This is a genomic window from Eubacterium sp. AF17-7 (assembly GCF_003461285.1).
Taxonomy (GTDB): Bacteria; Bacillota; Clostridia; order Lachnospirales; family Lachnospiraceae; genus Eubacterium_U; species Eubacterium_U album.
The window spans coordinates 38,809-62,840 of record NZ_QTWU01000015.1 but is presented as its reverse complement, the minus strand read 5'-3'; the positions used below and the strand labels follow the sequence as shown (position 1 = coordinate 62,840).

The window sequence follows — 24,032 nt, the reverse complement described above, 5'->3', positions numbered from 1 at the left end:
TCCTTTTTATTATTATTATTTTGTATTGTTGTAATTCTCCATCAATGAATCAAGTTCATTTAATAAGCAATCAACTTTACCGTAGAAGGCATCGTTATTTGTAGGAGAATCAAAATTATCTCTAATATTTGTAAGAGCATCAATAATATTATTTAATCTGTTCTTACCACTTCCGTTAAGATATAAGAAATATCTGCTACGTTCATTTTCCTGTGGTGTCATTTTCTTCAATACAATCTCGATATTTGGCTTTTCACCAATATATCTATATGTAATTGAAGGTGATGCATGGTTAAATAAGTTCTGTAAGTAGTAAATATCACCTGTTTCATGATAATAATTCCAAGCAAAAGTTTTTCTCATTGTCTGTGCTCCGATTGAAGTTAAGCCAATCTTGTGACCAACAGATCTTAAAACTCGATAAGCCTGTTCTCTTGAAACCGGTTTATCAGATGAAGCATGTCCTCTAATTAAGAATGCTTCAGGATCTTTTCCCTTAGTATAATCTTTAATAATTGCCTTCAAATCTTCTGGAATTTTGAAAGTATTTTTGATGTTCTTTGTTCCAATTTCAACTGTGATTTCATCTTTGTCAGTAACATCTTTGTTTTTGAAATTTAAAATGTCCTGAAGTTGTAAACCTGTTCCAACTCCAATTTCAAACATAATGTAATATTTATAGTCTGTGTTTTTCAATGCCTCTTTAAATTTTGATAATGTTTCAGAATCCTTAATAGGTGCAACCCAATTCATATAAACCCATCCTTTCAATTCATTGATTTTTAACGGTTACGTCTTCTTTTTGAAGCTCTTACTGCATTTAAATGGTCCATTTTCTTCTTAAAGAAGATAATAATTACTGCTAAAATAACTAAAATTACTGCAATAATTATAATTTTAAATATAGCTGAACTAAATTTAAAGTGAGACTTTGATACAGTTTCTTTTTTAGTTGTCTTTTTAGTTGTGTCTTTGTCAGAAACTTTTGAAGAATTATTTGAATTTTCAGAATCTACAGAAGTTTCTGTGTCAACTGTAGTCGATTCTTCAGGAGTAACAGTGGCATTAACACTTATTTTATTTGACACTTCACTATACAAAACAGGAGCAGTTCCAATTGTATGATTTCCATATGAGTAAGAAATCGTAGCAACGGTATTGTTGTCGTCAGAACTATCCTCGTTTAAAGTAATAGTAGAAGTTGTATCAGCAAAATTAGCATCTTTTGGAAGTACAACTACAGCATCTTTAGATAATGATAATCTGTGAAGCTTAGTTTTAAATATAGAATCAAAATTGTTAGTAAATGTTGATTTGTTTTCAAATCTAGTATCATTTTCAGATACATTTGTCAATTTAAAATTCTTAAATCCAAAGTCTAATAAAGCTGTTGTATCCACATAGGAATTTGTACCAGGCGAATTAAGAACAACAGTAATAAGAGTCATGCCGTCTCTTTGAGCACTTGTTACTAAAGTTGTTCCGGATTCATTTACAAAACCGGTCTTACCACCAATGATTCCGTCATAATGGAAGGAATTCCATGGCTGAACCATCTGATGACGCTGACTTATAGTAAGAGGTTCTTTTCGCTTGTTATCTGTAGGTAGTGTATAACTTGAGGAATTAATAATTTCTCTAAATACCGGATATTGTAATGCTGCCTGCATAATCTTTGCCATATCGTAAGCGGTTACATAATGTTTTTTATTAAAAAGTCCACATGCATTTGCAAAATGAGCATCATTTGCGCCAGCCTGTTTAGCACGTTTATTCATTAATTTAGCAAATTCTTCAATACTTCCACTTACATGTTCAGCTAGAGCAGAAGCAACTTCATTAGCGGATTGCAACATTAATGCATATAAACAATCTTTAACACTCATTTCTTCACCAACGACAGCTCCAATATTGGCTGCTTCAGGTTCAAGAGTGTCAATAGCGCTCTGTGAAAATGTAACAGTATCATCAAGATTACAATTTTCAATGGTAAGTAATGCTGTCATGATTTTAGTGATACTGGCTGGATACATTTTCTGATGGCATTTTTTATCAAAAAGTACTGAACCGGTAGAAGCATCAATCATTACGGCAGTTTCGGCAACTAATCCCGGTCCACTAGGCCAGGAAACAGTGTCTGCACTTACAACAGAGTTACTATTATATGAACAAAAGCCAAATGATGTTACCGTAATAACAATCATCATGACCATAGATAATATACGTTTCATTCTTAATCTCCTATATTTTGATGTTGGTTATAATCTATAATAGTTTAATAAATGGAAAATTAGTTTAATTAACCTAAATATCATAATATAGTATACAGCAAAATAAATGAATATAAAAGACAAAAAATTCATTAAAACTTAATAAATATAAAATGTCCTATATTGTAAATTCTAATTTATAAATGTGAAAAAAGTATTAATTAAATGTGAAAACTAACTTATAAATAATTAACACGTGGAAATAGAAAATATCCTATTTTCACGTGTTAATGTATGAATATTAATTTTTATTTTGCGTCAGCTCTAGCTTTTATTACTTTAAGCCTTGTAAATTCTTCTCGCTCTTTTTCTTCAAGCGCATTAGAAATTGTTTTAACAAGTCCTTCATATGTTGGAATTGTTATATTCTTTAGAGCATTTGCTCTTTTTTGCGTTTTCTTAATATTATAAGCAAGTCGGTAAGCTGAATTTTCAATCATCGAAAGTCTGATTGTTAAATCCTTTACTTTTTCAAAACAAGTTTTTGCCTTGTCTAGAGACTCTGTAGTTCCATAAAAAGAGTAAACAGGATTATGAACAGATTCGTTATTAGTAACAAGAGGAATTTCAGTTCCCATGATACTTCGACTTTTTATTTTTACATCATGTTCAAGAGGAACATTAAATGCAAATATTTCAACATTTTGGATTCCAAGTTCGATATTTGCTCTTTCCAAAGCTGTGTAAGCTTCAGTAAATGTTTTATCGATATCGTCCTGAATGTCTTTAGCTTTAGCATTTAAATCCATAATTTCACGAACAAGAATATTACGTTTTTTGTCCATTAGTTCAAAGCCCTGTTTCGCAAGAGCAAGAGAATTTTTTGCGGCTATTAAGTTACCTTTGGTTGGTACTGCATTTAAATCCATAAAAAACCTCCTTGTTTGAAAAATTAAAGTGAATCAGAATCTTCTTCGTCATCATTTAAAGATACACTATCGTAATATTTCTCAAGAATCTTTGTATCAATTCTATCAAGTTCTTTCTTAGGAAGAAGATGTAATAACTTCCAACCTAAATCTAGTGTTTCTTCAATAGTTCTATTTACATTTGGTCCCTGACCAACAAATTGCTGCTCGAAAGCTTTACCAAATTCAAGATATTTTTTATCTGTAGGTGATAATTCATCTTCACCAATTACTGATGCTAGAGCTCTGGCATCACCAACTTTTGCGTAAGATGAGAATAACTGGTTAGCAACATCCTGATGATCTTCTCTTGTAAATCCTTTACCGATACCATCCTTCATCAAACGTGAAAGAGAAGGTAATACATTAATTGGAGGGTAGAGTGACTGTCCGTTTAATGAACGGTCTAAAACTATCTGACCTTCTGTAATGTAACCTGTTAAGTCAGGTATAGGATGTGTTATGTCATCGTTAGGCATTGTAAGAATAGGAATTTGAGTTACGCTACCTTTTGCTCCTTCAACAATACCTGCCCTTTCATATATAGTTGCGAGTTCACTGTATAAGTATCCGGGATAACCTTTTCTTGAAGGAATCTCACCCTTTGAAGATGAAACTTCACGCATAGCTTCTGCAAATGATGTCATATCAGTTAAAACAACTAAGATATGCATATTTTTTTCGTATGCAAGATATTCTGCAACAGTTAAAGCAACCTTTGGGGTTATCAAACGTTCTACAACAGGGTCATTTGCCAAATTTAAGAACATTACAACGTGTTCAGAAGCTCCGCTTTCTTCAAATGTTTTCTGGAAAAATTCAGCAACATCGTGTTTTACACCCATTGCAGCAAAGACAACTGCAAATTCTTCATCAACATCATCACCAAGAGATGACTGATTAACAATCTGTGCAGCTAACTGATCATGAGGTAAACCATTTCCGGAGAATATAGGAAGTTTCTGTCCTCTAATCAATGTTGTTAAACCGTCAATAGCTGAAATACCTGTTCTAATATAGTTTCTTGGATATTCACGGGAAACTGGATTAAGTGGTTTTCCGTTTACATCTCTCTTTTCTTCAGCAACGATTGGACCAAGACCATCAATAGGCTGGCCAATTCCGTTGAAAGTTCTTCCTAAAATATCAGGTGATAAGGCTATTTCCATAGGGTGTCCTGTTAATTTTGTATGTGTATTTGAAAGGGACATTCCTTCTGAACCTTCAAATACCTGTATAACTGCTTTATCTTTGTAAATTTCAATAATACGACCGAGACGTTTCTCGGCACCGTCATTCATTGAAAATTCTACTATTTCATCGTAAGCCGCATCTTTTACACCTTCAAGTGCAATAAGAGGACCATTAATTTCGCTTAAACCTAAATATTCTATTGCCATTTTGGTACCTCCTTATGCATGCCTAGCCATGATTGATGCATAGTAATCATCAATTTCATGTTTATAATCATCAAATTTTTCAAGTTCATTATTTGCAACATCATATTTGATAGAAATAATTTTTTCAAACATATTGTTTTCCTTTAATACTGATACAGGAATTCCAAGATTAATAATCTCAAAAGCCTTATCATTTAAATAAAGGATAAGTTGCATCATTTTTAGCTGCTTTTCAAGAGGTACACATGTATCTTCAGCATGAAATGCGTTCTGCTGTAAAAATCCTAAACGTATAACTCTGGCTATTTCGAGAATAAGCTTTTGGTCATCCGGGAGTACGTCACTACCAATAAGTTTTACAATTTCCATCAATTCGCTTTCTTTATTTAAAATAGCTAAAATTCTGTTTCTGCAGTTTACAAAATCAGGACCTACATTTGTGTTGTACCAGTCTGCAAGATCATTTACATATTCACTATAACTTGTAAGCCAGTGAATAGCAGGAAAGTGCCTTGCATAAGCTAATGATTTATCAAGTCCCCAGAAACATCTAACGAAACGTTTTGTATTCTGTGTTACAGGTTCTGAGAAGTCACCACCCTGAGGAGAAACAGCTCCAATAATTGAAACAGAACCTTCTGTTCCGTTAAGGTTTTCCATATAACCCGCTCTTTCATAGAATGCTGAAAGTCGGCTTGCAAGATATGCAGGGAAACCTTCTTCTGCAGGCATTTCTTCCAAACGGCCTGAAAGTTCTCTTAAGGCTTCAGCCCATCTAGATGTAGAATCGGCCATTATAGCAACATCGTAACCCATATCTCTGTAGTATTCCGCAAGAGTTAAACCAGTGTAAATACTAGCTTCTCTGGCAGCAACAGGCATGTTAGATGTATTTGCAATTAATGTTGTTCTGTCCATCAATGGATTTCCTGAACGAGGATCTACTAATTCTGAGAATTCATCAAGAACCTGTGTCATTTCGTTTCCACGTTCACCACATCCGATGTAAATAATAATGTCGGCATTTGCCCATTTTGCAATCTGATGCTGAGTCATTGTTTTTCCTGTACCAAAACCACCCGGAATAGCGGCTGTACCACCTTTGGCAATAGGGAAGAGAGTATCAAGAATTCTCTGACCTGTTACAAGTGGCTGGCTGGCAGGATAACGTTTATTAATAGGACGAGGTGTACGAATTGGCCATTTCTGAGTAAGAGTCAATTCTAATTCTTCACCATTGTCTTTCTTTATTACTGCTATAGTTTCGTTTATTGTATAAGGACCATCATCTACAACGCTAATAACTGTTCCAGAAATATAAGGGGGTACCATTGATTTATGTAAAATGGCTTTTGTTTCCTGAACTTCTGCTATAACTGTACCACCGGATACATAATCACCCGGTTTAATTGTAACGTGAACATCCCATTTTTTTGTTGTATCAAGAGAATCAACACTAACACCACGGCTGATGAATGCGCCTGATTTTTCTCTGATTTTACTTAAAGGTCTTTCAATACCATCAAAAATATTGTTTAAGATTCCTGGTGCAAGAGTAACAAAGATTGCAGTTCCAGTTCCATAAACTAATTCGCCCGGTTTAAGACCACTAGTTTCTTCGTATACCTGAACGGTAGTCATTTCAGATGTAAGACCAATGATTTCGCCAACAAGTTTTTCTTCGCTTACGTAAACCATTTCACCCATCTGAAAATCGGTCTTTCCTTTTATATAAACTACAGGACCGTTAATACCGTATATCTTTCCTGTTTTTACCATCTGGCTGCCTCCTAAATTGAAATCGTAAACTTTTCCTGCTCCTCAGCAAGCTTTGTTTTAAAAGAATTGTCAACTAACATATTTTTATCTGAAATAATAGCTTTACAACCACCAATAAAAGGAACAGTGCTTATTTTAATATCGGCACTTGTATGACTTTGTAAATCAGATAATAAAGATTCGTCACTTGAATCAATATAAAATTCTACTGTAGTATCATTAAAATCTGAAGATATTTTGTTGATTTGCGATATAAGTTCCTTTTTATATTCTTCTGTTTTCTTATAAGCGTTCAATTTTTCAACAACTGCTGAAAAAATTTGAGATTTCAGCTTGTTTTGGTGTAATGTAACAGTTCTACGAACTTCAGCCTGAACTTTTGAAAGTTCTCTTTTAACTTCAAGTCTCACCGCATTTAGTTTTGCGCTTTCAACGGACTTAGATTCTAAAAGTGCTGTTTCTTTATGTTTTTCAAACTGTTCATCAAGAGACTGTTTGTAAGCTGTTAGTATATCATTACTTTTAGCGGATGCATTATCCAGGGAGACATTTTTAAAATGTTCCATTTTTTCTTCTATTGTCATGCTAAGCCCACACTTTCTATATTTTTATTCCGATAGCTTCATTAATATATGCTGTAATGAAATCCGGACGACGGCCTGAACCGTGGCGGTCAGGAATTTCCAGCAACAAAGGAAACGTACGGTTTAATTTAATATCATCAACAATCTCAGGAATTTCTTTTCCAAGCTTTTCTGTCATTAAGATAATTCCAATATCTTTTTGAGAAAGAACTTCGTCTAAAGCCTGCTTAATTTCCTGCTTTTCGTGAACAACAACTCCATCAATTCCTGCAAGACGCATTCCTGTAAGAGTGTCCACGTTATCACTAATGAGAAACATTCTCATAATTTGTTCCTCCTATCTGTGTAAGTGTTAAAGTTGTATGATTTATAATGCACCTAAAATCATGAATGCGATAATTAATCCGTAAAGAGCAATACCTTCTGCAAGACCTGCAAAGATAAGTGCTTTACCAAATACGCTTCCATCTTCACTAATTGCTCCAAGAGCAGCACTTGATGCACTTGCTACTGCGATACCACCACCAATACCTGAGCTACCAACTGCTAATGCAGCTGCGATGTATCCAAGACCTGAACCTAATGATAAGCCGGCAGTAGTTGTTTCAGCAGCACTTGCTGTCTGAGCAAACATAACAACAGTTGATAAAACTAATAAACCGAAAAATCCAACAACGTTTATTGCTAATGATTTTTTAAAGCGGCCTCTGCTCTTTTCACCAACAAAGTAAGCTACCATAGGTACGATAATTGATAAAGTTAATGCGATAAATAATGTGACTTTTAATAACATATTTTTGTCCTCCTAGTGTTTAATATTTTTTGAATAAGGTTTAAATTCCTTACCGGAACCTGAATAAAAACGGCCAAATAATTCATAGTATTCAAGACGCAATCCCTGAATTGCTACAACAAGGCCTTCCATACCACATACGAAAATGTTACCAAGAATTAAAACTAAGATATTTGGTGAACCTCCGTCTGTAGCTCCTGCTAATGTTAAAACTACTTCCATCATGGCACCGTGGCTGATTGCAAATGCACCGACACGAAGGAATGATAATGTATTTGAAAAATAGTTTAACAACATCTCAAAAAGTTCAAAGAATCCTTCAACAAAATACATTGCTGCTGATTCAGGAAATAACTTTTTGTTCTTTTGTACAAGATTTACTATAGGTGCCTTTAATGCAATTAGAATTAATGGAATGACGAACATTATTACAAGAACGATAGTTCCCGGAAGAGAATGTCCTGACATGTATAAAATAACTACAGCCATTAACGATGCATAAAATATAAGACCTGTAAGACCGTTAGGTCCTATAAGTAAATCTGCATATTTTTTATTTTTGAAAGCATTTACCATATTAATAATCATTGTTATGAGTATTAAGAATACACCAAATAATATGGCAGCTACAAAAACTGTGTTAAATGAACCAACTATAGGCAAATTCATTTTACTTGTTCTTGGATTAACCCATATTTGAGGAATTACACCCTCAAATCCAAATACACTTCCGTATAATAATCCAAATATGGCGGAAGTAAATCCTGCTGCTGATAAAATAGCGGCTAAAGGAATCTTCTTTATCAGGTATACAATTAAGCCTATGGCAAATATGCATAATCCCTGTCCTAAATCACCAAACATTGCACCAAAAAGAAGTGAATAAGTTATTGCTACAAAAATAGTAGGATCAAATTCGCCGTATTTTGGTAAACCGTACATTTTAACGTACATTTCAAATGGTTTTGCAAATTTAGGATTTTTTAATTTTGTAGGTGGAACCTTTGATTCATCAGTTTTATTATCAATCATACAAACAACATTAGGATCATTTTCTGTCTCGGCCTGAAGTGAAAGAGCATCCTTTGTTGCCATCCATCCACAAAGAATATGGAAAACTATGTTAGAATCACGTGTACATGCTGCAAGTTTTCTTACATCAAAATTTCCATATGCAATTTCTATTCTGTTGCAGGCAGATAAAACATGAGATTTATTTACCTGAACTAAAGTTGAAATTCTACTTTCTACAGTTCTTATTTTCTCATCAATTTCTGAAATTGACTTTGCAATATTCATACATGCCTGAGCAGGAGTACCTGAATAATTATCAGGAATTTTAACCTGTTCAAAATGTAAAGCTTCAAATGATTCATCAACTTTTTTTATTGATATTTCAGGAGCAAAATAAACACCCCATATAAAATCATTGTCAACAAGACAATCAATAAAAACAGCGTCAAGATCAGGATTAATAAATGTTTGGAAACTGTCCCACATATCTCTAGGAACACGACCAAAACGGTATTTGATGTAATTCATTCCCAAAACCTGTTTTAAGTCGTACTCTAAATTTTTAAAAGGAGAAATACAATCATAATCTTCATTTAATTTATCTTTTCTTATATTGAGAGTATTAATTTCTTCTTTTAAATCTTTGATTTGGTCATCAATGTTATTTATTACATTAGTAGCTTCTTCAACACTCATATCGGTTAATGGAGAATTAGCAATGCTTTCATCCATTAATTCAAGTAAAGCGTGACTCTTATCTAAAATATCTTTGTATGGATTAGCTTCAACGTATGGAAGTAAATTTCCTGATGAGTTAAGTTCTACTAATGCATTTTCAAGTTGTATCTCGTATTTTGATAAATACGTATCAATAACTCTGTCGATATCTGATTTAGGTCCGGCAAGAGTTACAAAACTCATTTGTACAATCACTAGATACCACTCCCCTTTCCATTTATATATTGTAATGTCTTCTCCGGACTGTATTGATAACGAATACATTCAAGAGCAGTAATGATTTTAGCTGATTCAGAGTTTTTCATATGAAAATATCCGTTTATTGCAGCTAATGAATAAGGAGATTCTTTAAAATCTTTAAAAATTATTTCATCCATAATATGATTACACTGCTCTTCAAAAGGCATTTTGCTTGTGAAATCAAAGTGTTTTCCATATCTGGTTTTTGATATTAAAGAAATAGTATCCTCAATAGTTGGTGCTTCAACTATATTTTTTATTTCTGATTTTTTTAATTTATAATTTACAGGAATTAAAAAAGTATAAATTGAAGCTGATGAAACTGAATAGTAAGATTTGCATCTGTAAATCCATAACATATTCAGAAGATCAATACGTGAACCGTATGATTCGGTAATATATGCACATTCTTTTTTAGAATAGGAATCTTTTGCTTTCCATATAGAAGCAAAATAGAATAAATCCAATCCCATTTCATAGTCAAATAGTGCAGCGTTATCTAAAGTGCTGACCTTAAGAAGTGGTGCATAATAAATAGTACCCTTTAAACAATTTATAAATTCTTCCATAGTTGTAGTCTGGGAAAGCTTCTGAGTGTCAATCTTTGAATGCTTCTCAAAATCATTCTCAATTACAGAAATAGAAGTAGATTGTCTAGGATCAAGCATTGCCCTCATATATCTTTTAAGCGTCTGAATTTCATATCTCATAAAATAAAGATTGAGATATTTACGCTGCCTTTTCTGAGCAAAACAATAAATCTTAGAAAAATCAGAATATGTTGAAAAATTAAGTAACCATTCAATCTGTCCACGGTGAATTGTAGAAGGGTCAATATCTGCAAAAAGTTCTTCATAATAAGGAAGCTTTTGCAGATATGCAAATGCATCTGCCACAGTAGTAAAGTGAGCAAGTTCTTCGTATTGTTCGTTTGTTAGTAATTTACTATGCATGGCTTTGATTTTAGTTGTCAAAGCACTGTAAGCTAATAAATTTCCACCTGTCATAGAATCACTCCTTTACAATATGGTTAAATATGGACTCAATCCATAAATCTTTGTTAGCAGTGTACATAGAATCTAAAGTTTTTAATGAGGCTTCTGTTTCCTTCTTGAAGTCATCAATAGCGTGCTCATTTTCAACAAGTAAAGATTCTTTTAATTGGTTTACCTGCTTGTCGATGCTGCTGGAAAGTTGTTCATCGAATTCTTTAGTCTTTTGCTTAATCATGCTTGCGTAAGCTTCTTTTTCCTTACGGGTGCTCTCCATAATCTGAGAAGAAGCTTTGTCGATTTTAGTTAAATCCGATATGATTGAATTAATATCATTTACCATATGCAGCCTCCTTTGTTTAATTAGTATGTATAAAATTCTCATAAATAGACTACCACTTTTTAAATAAAATGCAACAAAAAGAAAAATTCTTAAGAAAAGAAAAATGTTTATTTATTTTATAAACATTTTATTATAAAATATTATAAGTTAAGTGAAAAAGTAAATTATAAAATTAAATTTTCGGAGGATAAAATGCGATTAAGAAATGTACCGGGTTCACGAGAAGCAATTGCAGAAAGTGAATATACAATTAATGAACCAGAATTAAATAAAGGAAAATGGAAAGAAATTTTTGGAAATGATAATCCTATAAGAATTGAAATAGGAATGGGAAAAGGTAAATTCATTACAACATTAGCGCAGCAGAATCCAGATATTAATTACATTGGAATAGAAAAGTTCTCAAGTGTTTTAATTCGTGCAATAGAAAAAATGGAAGAATTAGAACTTACAAATTTAAAATTTATAAGAATGGATGCTGAAAAAATCGAAGACACATTTAATAAGGAAGAAATTGATAAAATTTACTTAAATTTTTCCGATCCATGGCCAAAAGACAGACATGCAAAAAGAAGACTTACATCAAAAGAATTTTTCAAAAGATATGACAATATATTAAAAAAAGATGGAGTAGTTGAATTTAAGACAGATAATAATGATTTGTTTGATTTTTCATTGGAACAGATTCCTGAAGCAGGATGGAATATAGTGGAATATACAAGAGATTTACACAACAATGAAAAAATGAATGAAGGAAATATTATGACCGAGTATGAAGAAAGATTTTCAAAAATGGGTAATAATATTAATAAATTAATTGCAAACAGATAATAAAAATAAAAAGCTAAGCGTCAATAATGTATTTAATAAAATTAGATTATGTATAAACACATTATAAAATGCTTAGCTTTTTAAATTAGTTTGCTAAAGATTTAACATTTAAAAAGTTATTAAGTGCTTATTTTTTTACCTTCATAAAGTCCGAAATAATTTTTAAATAATCAGTAAAACTCTTTGAATTAGATTCATGCTTTATTTTAGGAAGATTAACATTTTGCTTTTCTAAGTTGTGCTCAACAATATCATCAAGAATGCTTGAAATAACAGCAACACAAGGAACGCCTAAAAACATTCCGACAATTCCACCAATCCATCCTCCGACTGTAATTGCAAAAATAATCCAAATAGGGCGAAGACCGGTTTTGTCACCTAAAATCTTTGGACCAAGAATATTTCCGTCAAACTGTTGTAAAATTATAACAAAAATTAAGAAAGCGAGTCCCTGCTTAGGTGACACTGATAAGGATATCACTAAAATGCTAGGTATAGCACCAATAAATGGACCAAAATATGGAATCATATTTGTAAGACCGACAAATATACTAACAATAACTGCATATGATGAACCAATATTAAACAACTTCATACCTAAAAGGCATATTATACCAATGATTAATGAATCAATAGTTTTACCAATAATAAATCCACTGAAAATGTCATTTGCATGCTTAAAAGTGCTCCATACATAGATTGCACGTTCTTTTCTAAAAATTGAATAAACAATACGTTTAAAGCTTCTTGAAAGAATATCCTTATCAAGTAACATATAAATAGAAACAATAATTGCAACAATAAAATTTAATACCCATCTAACAATTGAAATGGAAGCGTTGGCAATTGAAGGAGCTAAATTGGCAGCCCATGATTTAAATGTTTCTAGGTAGCTAGGCATGGCATCCTGAATTGCAGCCTGAACATATTCGACAGTTGAGTTAGGATATTTCGAACTTATTTCTTCTATATAATTAATAAAATTCTGATATATTGTAGAAATATTTCCAGCAATATCAGAAATACTTTGTATAAATGAAGGTATAATAAAGAATAGTGCTAAAATCAACATACCAAAAACAATAACGTATGAGGATATTAAAGCAACCATTTTACGTACCTTAACATTAGATATATGAATTGTGTTTGTAAAAAAACGATTCTCCAACTTTGATGAAAGGTTACCCATTATGTATGCAATAAAGAAACCAAGTAAAAATGGAGAAAGGCTGGATAAAAGACCCAAAAGAAGACTTTTGGTTTCTGACCAGTTCCAAATACATCTTATAAAAAAGACTGCTACAACTGTAGTAATAAGAGCGTAGATGCATATGGTAAATAATTTTTTGTCGGGTTGAAATTTATTTTGATTCATAGGAAAACCTCCATATATTTAAACTGAAAATAACAATTAATTGAAGTATAACAGTAACAAATAATCAATACAAGAAGATAATAATAAAAAAATAAAAAAAAGGGGTTGATTTTTGTATAATCATGAATTATAATATCATCGTTGTCAAAAATACTAAGCGCGATTAGCTCAGTTGGAAGAGCACCTGACTCTTAATCAGGGTGTCCAGGGTTCGAGCCCCTGATCGCGCATTTGCGGGTACCGTTTCTGTAGTGCAACTACGGGGATGGTGCTTTTTTTGTGCGTAAGCAATGAGTCCACATACACCAAAAAAGGAACAGGTTCTAGAGAAAGCTTGCTTTCAGAAAGAACCTGTTCCTTTTTTGGTGATGCGGCGAATGCCGCATCAGTGAAATGGAGCGAAGCGGAATTGAACTGTATGTGGACTCATTGCGATTAAGAAGAGGCGAATGCCGCATCAGTGAGATGTAGCGAAGCGGAATCGAACTGTATGTGGACTCATTAATTAGAAACAAACTATTAAATTTATGGAATGAATTTGATATAATGAGAAACAAAATAAATGAAAATTTACAAAACATATAATTGGGAGAAGGATAATAATGATAGAATTAATATGTATTGGTACGTTAATAACAATAGTAATAATCATTAGTGATAGACAAAAAAGTAAGAAATATAGGAAAAAACATAAAACACCAAAACAAAAAGGTATAGAGGGAGAGAATGTAATAAGCAATATAATACAATATGCACCAATGTATAAAAAGATAGTAAGAAATGCGTACATAGATATGAATGAAAATAAAAAAACAGAAATAGACATTATAGCAATATCAACAAAGGGAATATATGTAATAGAATCAAAAAATTATGAGGGGTGGATATTAGGAGATGAAAAATCAAACCAATGGTGTCAAAATATATATAATAAAAAAAGTTATTTTTATAATCCAATAAAGCAAAATCAAACGCATATAAAAAGTATAAATAAAATATTGCAATTAGACGAGAAAATGTATGAATCATTAATAATATTTAATAAAGCTGAAATAAAGAAAATGTTTGTAAGTAGTTCGAGAACATATGTAATGAATATTCAAAAATTTAGATTTTATATGAGCCAGCAAGATAAATTGCAAGATAAAATAACAAAGGAAGAAGTAGATAGAATATATAATATATTACAAAAATATACACAGATAACGGAAGAAGAAAAAATAAGACAAATAATGCAAAATCAGAATAAAATATAAAACCAACCCCATATCAAAATTTATAAGATAAGGGGTTATATTATTAAATTAATTAAGTTCTTCTATATTTATATTGAGCAAGAATTTCTAGCAACTTATTAATGAAAGAATGTGTAGCATGGAAAATGGCATGTCAATTAAGTTATGGGAGGGTTTAAATAAAAAAATAACTTCAAAATGTACAATTGAAGTTGAATTTGTTATAATAAAAAATTGAGTAAAATAATTGGAGGATAAAATTATGGATATGAACATTGTTTGTTTGGATTTAGAGGGAGTTTTAGTTCCTGAAATATGGATTGCATTTGCAGAGGAGACAGGAATTCCTGAACTTAAGAGAACAACAAGAGATGAGCCTGATTACGATAAGCTTATGAAATATAGAATTAACATTCTTAAAGAACATGGATTAGGTCTTAAAGAAATACAGGATACAATTGCAAAGATTGATCCTATGCCAGGTGCTAAGGAATTTTTAGATGAACTTAGAGCAATGACTCAGGTAATTATTATAAGTGATACATTTACACAGTTTGCAGGTCCATTAATGAAAAAATTAGGATATCCTACAATTTTCTGTAATTCATTAGAAGTTGCTGAAGATGGTGAAATCACAGGATTTAAGATGAGAATTGAAAATTCAAAACTTACAACAGTTAAAGCGTTACAGTCAATCGGATATCAGACAATTGCCAGTGGTGACAGTCACAACGACCTTGGAATGATTAAAGCAAGTAAAGCAGGATTTTTATTTAGAAGTACAGATGAAATAAAGAAAGAATATCCTGAACTTCCTGCATTTGAAACATATGATGAATTAATGGATGCAATTAAGAAGGCATTATAGACAAACAAAAACCACATCAATTTGATGTGGTTTTTGTTTGTCTATATAATATTTAGTTAAAAGATTTATAGTAAATTGAAATTCCTGAGTCCTGATACAAAAATGAAATTAATACATCTTTAGTTCTCCACCAGGATTCTTTGTATCCATTTGAATATTCTCTGCTGTAAGTAGCAGGACCAAATTGGGAAGAAGCATCAGCGATAATTGAATCATAAGCTGAAGCATCTAACTTTCCATATTGCCAGCGAACTTCTATAAGTTTGTTATCTTTAAATACATAAACTAAAGATGCGGAAGCGTCGGAAACATTAGCTACAGTTCCGAATGCTGTAGGGTCATTATTACCATTAAATGAATATGTAAGATAAGTATATCCATCAACTGATGATGAATCATCTGGATTATCTAAAGTATCATCGGACTTACTCTCTAATGCTTTGATTTCATCCATGGATGATGCAAAACTAATGTTTCTAAAATTAATTTCTGAATCCGCAATTTCTGTCTGGTCACCGCTTTCATTCTGAACAACAACAGGTGGAACAGTAGTGCCGGAGTAACTTGAACTTGCAGCGATTGTTCCTGAAGTTGATGATGACTCGTTTTTATTTCGGGAACATTGAACAACAAAGAAAATTAAAACTATAGCTAAAAGTGCAATAGTAATAATTTCAGCAATATGCTTGTTAGAAGAAGTGTTATTGTTAGAATTGTTTGTTGAAATATTGTCAGATGAAACATCTGAATATTTATTATCGTTGTTATTATTATCGGACATAAAACCCTCCTTAAGTAAAAAAATCTATTTTAATAATAGTAAATAAATTAAAAAATCACAATAGAAAATTAATATCTCATATGATTATTTACAAAAATATACATAAAATCGCTTAATAAAAGAAAAATATTAATAAATATCAATAAAAACATTGAAAATATACTTTATATATTTTAGAAATTTGATATAATTTAACACGTAGTACCTAATACTTGATTTTACGAAGAATCGTAAAATAGAACCACTCCTAGGGTTCATAAGTATACTAACATATTTTTCAGTCCGGAACGGTTAAGGCAAGGGGGCCCTAACCGTTCTTTACGTTTATAAGAAAAAAGATATAATAGTACAAAATTATAATTAAGAGGTGGTGGACAAAATGAAGGGATGGCTTGTAGTTAACGGATATTTAAATAGTGATAAATTTAATGAAATATACCAATGGCTTGTAATTGCAGCAAAAAAACAGAATTGTGAATTGAAAATAATGACTAATGACAGGTTGCTATCAATTCTTGGAATAGAAAGTGGGAAAGTAGATTGGAATAACAAGCCGGATTTTGTAATATTTTGGGATAAGGATTACAAATTAGCAAGATTATTGGAAAAAACAGGATTAAAAGTATTCAATAATGCAAGGGCAATTGAGGTTTGCGACGATAAAGCATTAACATTTATTGCTTTAAAAAATGAAGAGATAAAGATGCCAAAAACATTCATGTCACCAATGACATTTGAAAAAGAATATTCAGATTATGCATTTTTAATGCAGGTTGAAGGAAGCCTAGGATTTCCGTTCATAATAAAAGCAAATAAAGGCTCGTTTGGAGCACAGGTGTATAAAGTTAACAATCATCAGGAAGCCATAGATACAATTAAAAAAATAGATGGAAATGAATTCATAATGCAGGAATTTGTAAAAAGTTCAGTAGGTAAGGATTTGAGATTAAATGTAGTTGGAAATAAAGTAGTCGCGACAATGAAGCGTTTAAACGAGGATGACTTTAGAGCGAATATAACCAATGGTGGAAAAATGGAACAGTATAATCCAACACAAAAACAACAGGATATGGCATTAAACGTGTGCAGGGCACTAGGATTAGATTTTGCAGGAGTTGATTTGATGTTTGGAGAAAATGATGAACCGATTTTTTGCGAAGTGAATTCCAATGCACACTTTAAGAATATATGTGATTGCACAGGCATAAATGTTGCTGATGCAATTATTGAATATGTTATAGATAAGTGCAAATTATAATACAAAGTCTGATTTGGAGTTGTTAATTATGACAGGTTACATGATTTATGAAAAAAACGATGCACAGAAAAATAAAATGTATGTTGAAATGCATAAAGAAGCTTTTGCAGATTTTGGTGTAGATATAAAACTAGTACTGACAGATAAAATTTATAAAGAACATAAAATGGAGTTAGGAAAACCTGATTTTGTAATAAACAGAAGCAGGGATTATATAATTTCAAAAGAGTATGAAAAAATCGGAATCAGGGTATTCAATTCGTCTGAAGTAACAAGAATTGCAAACAATAAAGGCTTAACATATAAATTTCTAAAGGGAAAAGTACCATTTATGCCAACGGAATATGAAAAACTAATGTTAATAAGTGGTGTAAATGTTAATAACAATTTGATTTCATATCCTTATGTGTTAAAAAGTTGTAGTGGTCATGGTGGAAGTCAGGTATTTATGATTAATTCAAATGACGATGAAGAGATTGCGATTAAAAAAATTGAAAATGATAAATTTGTAAAACAACAATGCTGTACAGATTTAGGAAAAGATGTAAGAGTATATATAATAGGGAATAAAGTGGTGGCAGCAGTTTTAAGAAACTCAGAAAAAAGCTTTAAAAGTAATTATAGCCTGGGCGGAAATGTTTCTTTATATGATTTAAATGAGACTGAAAGAAAATATGTAGACACAATTACACAAATGTTACCAATGGATTTTGCTGCAATAGATTTTATATTTAACAATGGGCAGGCTGCATTTAATGAAATAGAAGATGCAGCCGGCGCCAGAATGTTATATAGCATATCTGATATAGATATCGTAAAAATGCAGGTTGAATATATGATGAAAGAATTAAAGAAGTCATGCATTGCCAAAAATTAATATGGCAAATCAGCTTTTCCTTTCATAAATTTAATAACTTTTTTCTTTTGTGCCTTATTAGTTATAATGTCAGGCTGCCAGTTATTTGTGTCGCCTGTGTATACATAACAGGGAATAATTTTACCGGACTGATTAGATAAAACTCCATCGGTTATTGTAAGCTTATGTGTGTAAATAATTGTCCTGTTTTCAGGATGTCTGTTACCACCGAAAATAAAATTACCAAGAGAGTAAATAATTGTAACTCCTTTATATTTTTCCATTGGCTGCAACACGTGAGGATGGTCGCCCATTATCAAATCAGCTCCGGCATTGATTAAATCGTGGCAGGCCTGTTTTTTCCATGATTCAGGTACATGTATAGCTTCTTCTCCTCCGTGAAAATATATAATCTGGTAATCAGAATTTTCTGATGCTTCTGTAAGCAGTTCTTTAATTGAATCTACAGCGTAAGAGTTGTACATAGATACACAAAGAATTGCAATATTAAATCCATTTTTTGAAAAATAAATATTAGAGCCTTCTTCGCCCCATTTTACATTGGCTGCATCAAGTGCGGCCTTAGTATCAGAATGTCCCTGCTCGCCATAGTCATTAATGTGATTATTTGAAATCGAAACACCGTCAATTCCGCCGGCAGAAAGAATTGCGGCATTTTTTGCAGCAGATTTAAACCAAAAAGCTCTCATTCCGGGGTCAGCATATTGTCCCTTATCACGTACTTTTAAATTCTTGCTATCTGAATAAACATTTTCGCAATCAGCCATTGTAAAATCGTCATTAAGGAAAATGTTACTGACTTTAGAAAGAAAATATTTAGGCTTCTTTTCATCAGCAACGTCATTAAAACAATTTGCATAATATGTATTTTCATCTGTTGCGCAAAGACAATCTCCAATAAAACTTAAATCAATTGTAAAAGTATTGGTTGTTGTTGGCTCTTCAGTAGTAGATTCGGCTAAATTATTAGAAGGTTCATTGGAAACATCAGTGCTATAAGCAGGTTCTGTATGCTTAGGTTCCAGTAATTTTACAGTGCCAGATATTACTGCAACAATAATTAATATTGAAAGTGCACAACCTAAAATAAATTGCTTTTTATTCATAAATCCTCCGTATTTATAGTGTAAAATAAAATATAACATATTAAAATCTTCTGATTTTGAACAAATGAAAACGATAGTATTATATTTTATTTTAAATTTTATGTTTACACGTTAAATATAAACGAATACATATTATTTTACAACTTAACATTTCCTTAAGAAATATTCGTTTTAATGACAAAAGATAGCCTGTGTGCTATAATCACGAATGATAAAAATCATTTCAAACGGAGGGATAACGAAATGGAAAAAGAAGTTAAAGTATCGGTAATTGTGCCGGTGTATAATTCAGAAGCCTTTATTAGACAGACTGCAGAATATATTTTAGGACAATCTCTTAAAGATATAGAAATAATATTTGTAGATGATGGTTCTACTGACAAAACAAGAGAGATTCTTGAAGAGATAAGTAAGACAGATGATAGAGTTAAAGTATTGCATCAGCAAAACAGTTTTGCAGGTGCTGCAAGAAATTACGGATTCAGAGAATCATCAGGAAAATATTTAGTATTTTGGGATGCAGATGATATTTTTCTTCCGGAAGCGTTGGAAAAAATGTATGACAAAATAGTAGAAGACGATGCGGATATATGTATTTGCCCGGCTGATTATTACGATAATGAAACTGGTAAGGTCTTGAAAAATAATGTATACATTAAATATGATATGATTCCTGAAAAAACTCCATTTTTAAAGAAGGATGTTGAAGATGTATTATTTAATTTTTCAACAAATGTTCCTTGGAATAAAATGTATAAAAGGGAATTAATTATTGATAATAATCTTGAATTTCAGCAGATACAAAGAGCAAATGACAATTATTTTGTAATGACAGCATTTTTTTATGCAAACAGATTTACCTATATTAATGAAAGTGTAATTCAGTATAGAATTAATTTATCAACAAGTCTTATTGGTGGAAATTCAAAGACGCCATTATGTGTATATGAAGCTTATAAAAAAACTTATGATAGAATTAAGGATGAAGCAGGATTTGATAAAGTAAGACAGAGTTTTCTTAACAAGGCAATGAGGGCATGTTTTTATTTCTTAAGCGTTCAGACTAAATTTGAATCATATGAAGTACTTTATAATAAGTACAAAGATGAAGTGTTTAAGGAATGGAATTATCCTGAAGATAAAGAGTTTTATTATAATGAAAAAGATTATAACAGATATCAGAGAATGAAGGAAAGTACAGCAATAGAATTTATGGTGTGCGAGTATCAGGGGGCAATAAATGAAGTTAGAAAATTAAAGAATTCAAGATATCAGCTAAGATTGAAAAATGACAGACTTAAAGATAAAAATGACAGACTAAGGGAAAAGAATGAAAAATTAAAGGTTGCAAAAGAAAATTTGAAAGCTCAGGTTTCAAGACTCAAAGCTAGAATTGCAGAAATTGAAAATAGTACGAGTTTTAAAATTGGAAAAGCAATTACTTATTTACCAGGCTTAATAAAGAAAGCCATAAAAGGTAAAAAGTAAAATATAAAATAATAAAAAATAAGAGAGTGAATAAATGTCAAAAAAGAAAGATAAAACTAAGAAAAATGGAATAACTGTTTTAATAGGTCTTATCGTAGTTGCTATTATAGTGATTGCTGTGGTAGCTGTTATTCAGTCGACCACAAGTTTAAGTACTCATAAACCAACAAACGCTGCAAAGAACTATGTAAAGAGTCTTTTAAAGGAGATGGATTATGATCTCGTGGTTAAAGGCGCAGAAGTAAAATATCATGGAGATCTGGATAAAGCTAAGGAACTGTATGGAAGTGAAGTAGATAATAAAAATTCCATAGAAGATTATTGTGTGGTTAATGTAAAATTAATGACAAGCACAGGAGATGAAAAGAAGTATATAGTTGATTGCATAAAATACAATGGCAAATGGAAGGCTATGGGTGTACATTCTGATTATAAAGAGTCAGAAAATAGTAGTAACAGTGCAATCGATAATCTGCCTAAAATTAATCTTGATGGAGAATCTAAATAATGAGCGTGGTTAACAATTTTTTTGGACATTTAAGAACAATAACGAAACATAGGCATATGGTTATAAAACATTGTAAGAAAGCAGGGATACTTTGGCAGGGGTTAAGACATGACTTGTCAAAATATTCACCAACAGAATTTATACCTGGAGTTAAATACTATACAGGTACAAAAAGCCCTAATGAAGGTGAACGAATTGATAAAGGGTATTCTGTCGCATGGTTACATCATAAAGGAAGAAATAAACATCATTTTGAGTATTGGATGGACTATAGTAATGTTACTCATAGAAATGATCCGGTAGAAATGCCTTATAATTATGTAGTGGAAATGTTTTGTGACAGAGTTGCTGCAAGTAAGATTTATAATGGAAGTTTATATAAGGAAACTGATCCTATAGATTACTTTAATGCAAAACATGGTCAAAGAACAATCCATCCAAAAACATCGGATGAGATTGAAAAACTTTTGAAAATGCTTGCCAGTGAAGGTGAGGATGCTACATTTGCCTACATTAGGGAGCAAATGAAAAAATTTAGAATTGAAAAGAAAAAACATATTAAATTGAAACGAAGCCTGCGAAATTATTAACATTTTTAAGTAGATAATAAATAAACATGGGCTATCAAATGCTTAACAAAGAGTAAAAAAAGAGCACCATAATGTGTATTAGATTAAATTTGTGATGCCAAGGTCAAAAGGTTTAAGCCCACATGAGCTTGCTCATGAGTGGGTGAAAGACCTTGTGACCCTGCCATCAAATTATTATAAAATACACTTTTGATGCTCATTTTTATATGTATTTAATTTTCAACTTCTTTCTTAAAGATTACAAGTTTGCTTAAAACGTAATTTAAGACAATAACTACAACACTTATTGTAACTTTGCTAACCATTCCCTTTATACCGAAAATTGTTCCGTTTACACCTAATTTTACAAGGAGAGGTGTTCCAAAAACCTCAATTATACCGGTGAAAATTCTAGCGGAAATAAATTTGCCAAATTCAGCAATGACAAAAGAAGGTTTCCAGCTGTAACTTTCAAAAACCCATATTTTATTTGTAAAATATGCAAATATAACAGCAATTGTCCATGAAACAATACTTGAAAGTAATACATTTGTGTCATCGGAGAACGCTGAGAATACGAAGGTGAAAATTGAATAAGAAACCCAGCTTATAAAAGTAGTTGCAAAACCCATAATTAAGTACATAATAATTTCTTTGTACTTAATAAATAATTCCGAAAATTTTTTCATAATATTAATCTCCATATAGTATTATGTTGTTTATGTACTAATGTACTAAATACAACCTTTATAGTATAACATAGGCACAACAGCGGTTCAATAGATAGGAAAGTTGCACTGATAAAATTGTCGACTAATATCCTAACCTGCTGTATAATTGTTCTTTAGAAGTTTGAAATTTAAAGAGTATTTGAAAGAGTTAAAATAAAAAAGTAATATTAGGAAATTAGTATACAAACAAGGGTATTATTTGAAAGAAATATATTAAAAGAAAAGGAAAGAAAAATGAAATTTGATTATTTAATAGTAGGAGCAGGATTGTTTGGAGCAGTATTTGCCCATGAAGCAACTAATGCAGGGAAGAAGTGTCTTGTAATCGACAAAAGAAACCATATTGCTGGAAATATTTATTGCGAAAAGATAGAAGATATTAATGTTCATAAATATGGTGCACATATTTTTCATACAAGTAATAAGAAAATATGGAACTATGTTAATGAGTTTGCAGAATTTAACAATTACATAAATTCTCCTGTGGCAAGATATAAAGATGAATTATATAATTTGCCATTTAATATGAACACATTCAGTAAATTGTGGAATATTGTAACACCGGCTGAAGCTAAGACCATTATTGAAAAACAGAAAGCGGATTTGAATATTAGTGAGCCTAAGAATTTAGAGGAACAGGCATTGTCATTAGTTGGAACAGATGTATATGAAAAATTAATAAAAGGATACACTGAAAAGCAGTGGGGAAGAGATTGCAAGGATTTACCGGCATTTATTATAAAGAGACTTCCGCTTAGATTTATTTATGACAATAATTATTTTAACGACAGATATCAGGGAATCCCTATTGGTGGGTATACTGAAATTGTTGAAAAAATGTTAGAAGGAAGCCAGGTAGAACTTGGAGTAGATTACTTTGAATTTAAAAAACTACATCCTGATATTGCTGAAAAAACAATATATACAGGTATGATTGATGAATACTTTGATTTCAAATTAGGACATCTTGAATATAGAACTGTAAGATTTGAAACAGAAGTTTTAGATACTGATAATTATCAGGGGAATGCAGTTGTAAATTATACAGAAAGAGAAGTACCTTATACAAGAATTATCGAACACAAGCATTTTGAATTTGGTAAACAGCCAAAGACCGTTATTTCAAAAGAATATTCATCAGAATGGAAACCGGGAATTGAACCATATTATCCAATTAATGATGAAACAAATGGAAAGTTATTTGAACAGTACAAAGAATTGGCAGACAAAGAAGAAAATGTAATTTTTGGTGGAAGACTTGGAAATTACAAATATTATGATATGGATAAGGTAATAGAGGCAGCGCTTGATTGCGCAGAGAAAGAATTAGTGTAAGGAGTTTCT

At 31.5% G+C, this 24,032-nt stretch carries 24 protein-coding genes and 1 tRNA gene; 10 read left to right on the top strand and 15 right to left on the bottom strand.

Translation table 11 applies throughout. From position 1 onward, the window contains the following. Positions 1-15 precede the first annotated feature (15 nt). The 11 genes from DWW96_RS11720 to DWW96_RS11670 form a co-directional block, all read right to left on the bottom strand. Positions 16-753, bottom strand: a complete 738-nt coding sequence (locus DWW96_RS11720) for a tyrosine-type recombinase/integrase (protein WP_117910544.1) — start codon at positions 751-753, stop codon at positions 16-18. 29 nt (positions 754-782) lie between these two features. Next, on the bottom strand, positions 783-2,231 hold the full coding sequence (locus DWW96_RS11715) for a D-alanyl-D-alanine carboxypeptidase family protein (protein ID WP_022088776.1): 1,449 nt from the start codon (positions 2,229-2,231) through the stop codon (positions 783-785). A 287-nt stretch (positions 2,232-2,518) separates the two neighbouring features. Then, positions 2,519-3,139: a V-type ATP synthase subunit D gene (locus DWW96_RS11710; protein WP_022088775.1), complete on the bottom strand. Its 621-nt coding sequence runs from the start codon at positions 3,137-3,139 to the stop codon at positions 2,519-2,521. A 23-nt stretch (positions 3,140-3,162) separates the two neighbouring features. Beyond that, positions 3,163-4,578, bottom strand: a complete 1,416-nt coding sequence (locus DWW96_RS11705; protein WP_022088774.1) for a V-type ATP synthase subunit B — start codon at positions 4,576-4,578, stop codon at positions 3,163-3,165. Positions 4,579-4,590: 12 nt separating this feature from the next. Continuing rightward, entirely contained in the window at positions 4,591-6,357 is a 1,767-nt protein-coding gene (locus DWW96_RS11700; protein ID WP_022088773.1) for a V-type ATP synthase subunit A, read from the bottom strand. Between the two features lie 11 nt (positions 6,358-6,368). Further along, positions 6,369-6,941 (bottom strand): V-type ATP synthase subunit E, encoded by a 573-nt coding sequence (locus tag DWW96_RS11695; RefSeq protein ID WP_117910543.1) that lies wholly within the window; start codon positions 6,939-6,941, stop codon positions 6,369-6,371. Positions 6,942-6,957: 16 nt separating this feature from the next. After that, positions 6,958-7,266: a V-type ATP synthase subunit F gene (locus tag DWW96_RS11690; protein ID WP_022088771.1), complete on the bottom strand. Its 309-nt coding sequence runs from the start codon at positions 7,264-7,266 to the stop codon at positions 6,958-6,960. A gap of 42 nt (positions 7,267-7,308) precedes the next feature. Next, positions 7,309-7,734, bottom strand: a complete 426-nt coding sequence (locus DWW96_RS11685) for an ATP synthase subunit C (protein WP_022088770.1) — start codon at positions 7,732-7,734, stop codon at positions 7,309-7,311. 12 nt (positions 7,735-7,746) lie between these two features. Continuing rightward, entirely contained in the window at positions 7,747-9,681 is a 1,935-nt protein-coding gene (locus DWW96_RS11680) for a V-type ATPase 116kDa subunit family protein (protein WP_022088769.1), read from the bottom strand. Beyond that, positions 9,681-10,733: a V-type ATPase subunit gene (locus DWW96_RS11675; RefSeq protein ID WP_022088768.1), complete on the bottom strand. Its 1,053-nt coding sequence runs from the start codon at positions 10,731-10,733 to the stop codon at positions 9,681-9,683. Before DWW96_RS11675 ends, DWW96_RS11680 begins: the two co-directional genes overlap by 1 nt. 4 nt (positions 10,734-10,737) lie before the next feature. Continuing rightward, positions 10,738-11,061 carry a hypothetical protein gene (locus DWW96_RS11670; protein WP_022088767.1) on the bottom strand — a complete coding sequence of 108 codons (324 nt, stop codon included), beginning with the start codon at positions 11,059-11,061 and terminating at the stop codon, positions 10,738-10,740. A gap of 192 nt (positions 11,062-11,253) precedes the next feature. Between DWW96_RS11670 and trmB the strand changes: the two genes are divergently transcribed. Continuing rightward, a complete protein-coding gene (trmB, locus tag DWW96_RS11665; protein ID WP_117910542.1) occupies positions 11,254-11,892 on the top strand; it encodes a tRNA (guanosine(46)-N7)-methyltransferase TrmB in 639 nt (212 codons plus the stop codon). A gap of 127 nt (positions 11,893-12,019) precedes the next feature. On the opposite strand, the gene DWW96_RS11660 is transcribed toward trmB, so the two are convergent. Continuing rightward, complete coding sequence (locus tag DWW96_RS11660) at positions 12,020-13,267, bottom strand: AI-2E family transporter (protein WP_117910541.1); 1,248 nt, start codon at positions 13,265-13,267, stop codon at positions 12,020-12,022. A gap of 157 nt (positions 13,268-13,424) precedes the next feature. Here DWW96_RS11660 and DWW96_RS11655 point away from each other — a divergent pair. From DWW96_RS11655 to thrH, 3 genes are all read left to right on the top strand, one after another. Continuing rightward, positions 13,425-13,497, top strand: a tRNA-Lys gene (locus tag DWW96_RS11655). Positions 13,498-13,869: 372 nt separating this feature from the next. Next, a complete protein-coding gene (locus DWW96_RS11650) occupies positions 13,870-14,523 on the top strand; it encodes a nuclease-related domain-containing protein (protein ID WP_117910540.1) in 654 nt (217 codons plus the stop codon). 247 nt (positions 14,524-14,770) lie between these two features. Next, a complete protein-coding gene (gene thrH / locus DWW96_RS11645; protein WP_117910552.1) occupies positions 14,771-15,370 on the top strand; it encodes a bifunctional phosphoserine phosphatase/homoserine phosphotransferase ThrH in 600 nt (199 codons plus the stop codon). A 52-nt stretch (positions 15,371-15,422) separates the two neighbouring features. Here the strand turns inward: thrH and DWW96_RS11640 are convergent, their stop codons facing one another. After that, positions 15,423-16,151, bottom strand: a complete 729-nt coding sequence (locus tag DWW96_RS11640) for a hypothetical protein (protein ID WP_117910539.1) — start codon at positions 16,149-16,151, stop codon at positions 15,423-15,425. A gap of 379 nt (positions 16,152-16,530) precedes the next feature. Here DWW96_RS11640 and DWW96_RS11635 point away from each other — a divergent pair, with 379 nt between their 5' ends. Both DWW96_RS11635 and DWW96_RS11630 read left to right on the top strand, forming a co-directional pair. After that, positions 16,531-17,409, top strand: coding sequence for a RimK family alpha-L-glutamate ligase (locus DWW96_RS11635; protein WP_117910538.1), 879 nt, complete (start codon positions 16,531-16,533; stop codon positions 17,407-17,409). Positions 17,410-17,437: 28 nt separating this feature from the next. Next, entirely contained in the window at positions 17,438-18,286 is an 849-nt protein-coding gene (locus DWW96_RS11630; RefSeq protein ID WP_117910537.1) for an ATP-grasp domain-containing protein, read from the top strand. On the opposite strand, the gene DWW96_RS11625 is transcribed toward DWW96_RS11630, so the two are convergent. Then, on the bottom strand, positions 18,283-19,392 hold the full coding sequence (locus tag DWW96_RS11625) for a CapA family protein (protein WP_022088760.1): 1,110 nt from the start codon (positions 19,390-19,392) through the stop codon (positions 18,283-18,285). The genes DWW96_RS11630 and DWW96_RS11625 overlap by 4 nt on opposite strands. 243 nt (positions 19,393-19,635) lie before the next feature. Between DWW96_RS11625 and DWW96_RS11620 the strand changes: the two genes are divergently transcribed. From DWW96_RS11620 to DWW96_RS11610, 3 genes are read left to right on the top strand one after another with little or no spacing between them, the layout of a single operon-like run. Beyond that, entirely contained in the window at positions 19,636-20,880 is a 1,245-nt protein-coding gene (locus tag DWW96_RS11620) for a glycosyltransferase family 2 protein (protein ID WP_158562704.1), read from the top strand. Between the two features lie 34 nt (positions 20,881-20,914). Continuing rightward, entirely contained in the window at positions 20,915-21,388 is a 474-nt protein-coding gene (locus tag DWW96_RS11615) for a hypothetical protein (RefSeq protein ID WP_022088758.1), read from the top strand. Beyond that, positions 21,388-21,978 (top strand): DUF5662 family protein, encoded by a 591-nt coding sequence (locus tag DWW96_RS11610; protein WP_022088757.1) that lies wholly within the window; start codon positions 21,388-21,390, stop codon positions 21,976-21,978. The genes DWW96_RS11615 and DWW96_RS11610 overlap by 1 nt, the downstream gene beginning before the upstream one ends. 212 nt (positions 21,979-22,190) lie before the next feature. On the opposite strand, the gene DWW96_RS11605 is transcribed toward DWW96_RS11610, so the two are convergent. Continuing rightward, entirely contained in the window at positions 22,191-22,646 is a 456-nt protein-coding gene (locus DWW96_RS11605; protein ID WP_022088756.1) for a GtrA family protein, read from the bottom strand. A gap of 276 nt (positions 22,647-22,922) precedes the next feature. Here DWW96_RS11605 and glf point away from each other — a divergent pair, with 276 nt between their 5' ends. Continuing rightward, the gene (gene glf, locus DWW96_RS11600) at positions 22,923-24,023 is read left to right on the top strand and encodes a UDP-galactopyranose mutase (protein WP_117910534.1); all 1,101 of its coding nucleotides are present in this window, start codon (positions 22,923-22,925) and stop codon (positions 24,021-24,023) included. The last annotated feature ends 9 nt before the right edge of the window (positions 24,024-24,032 follow it).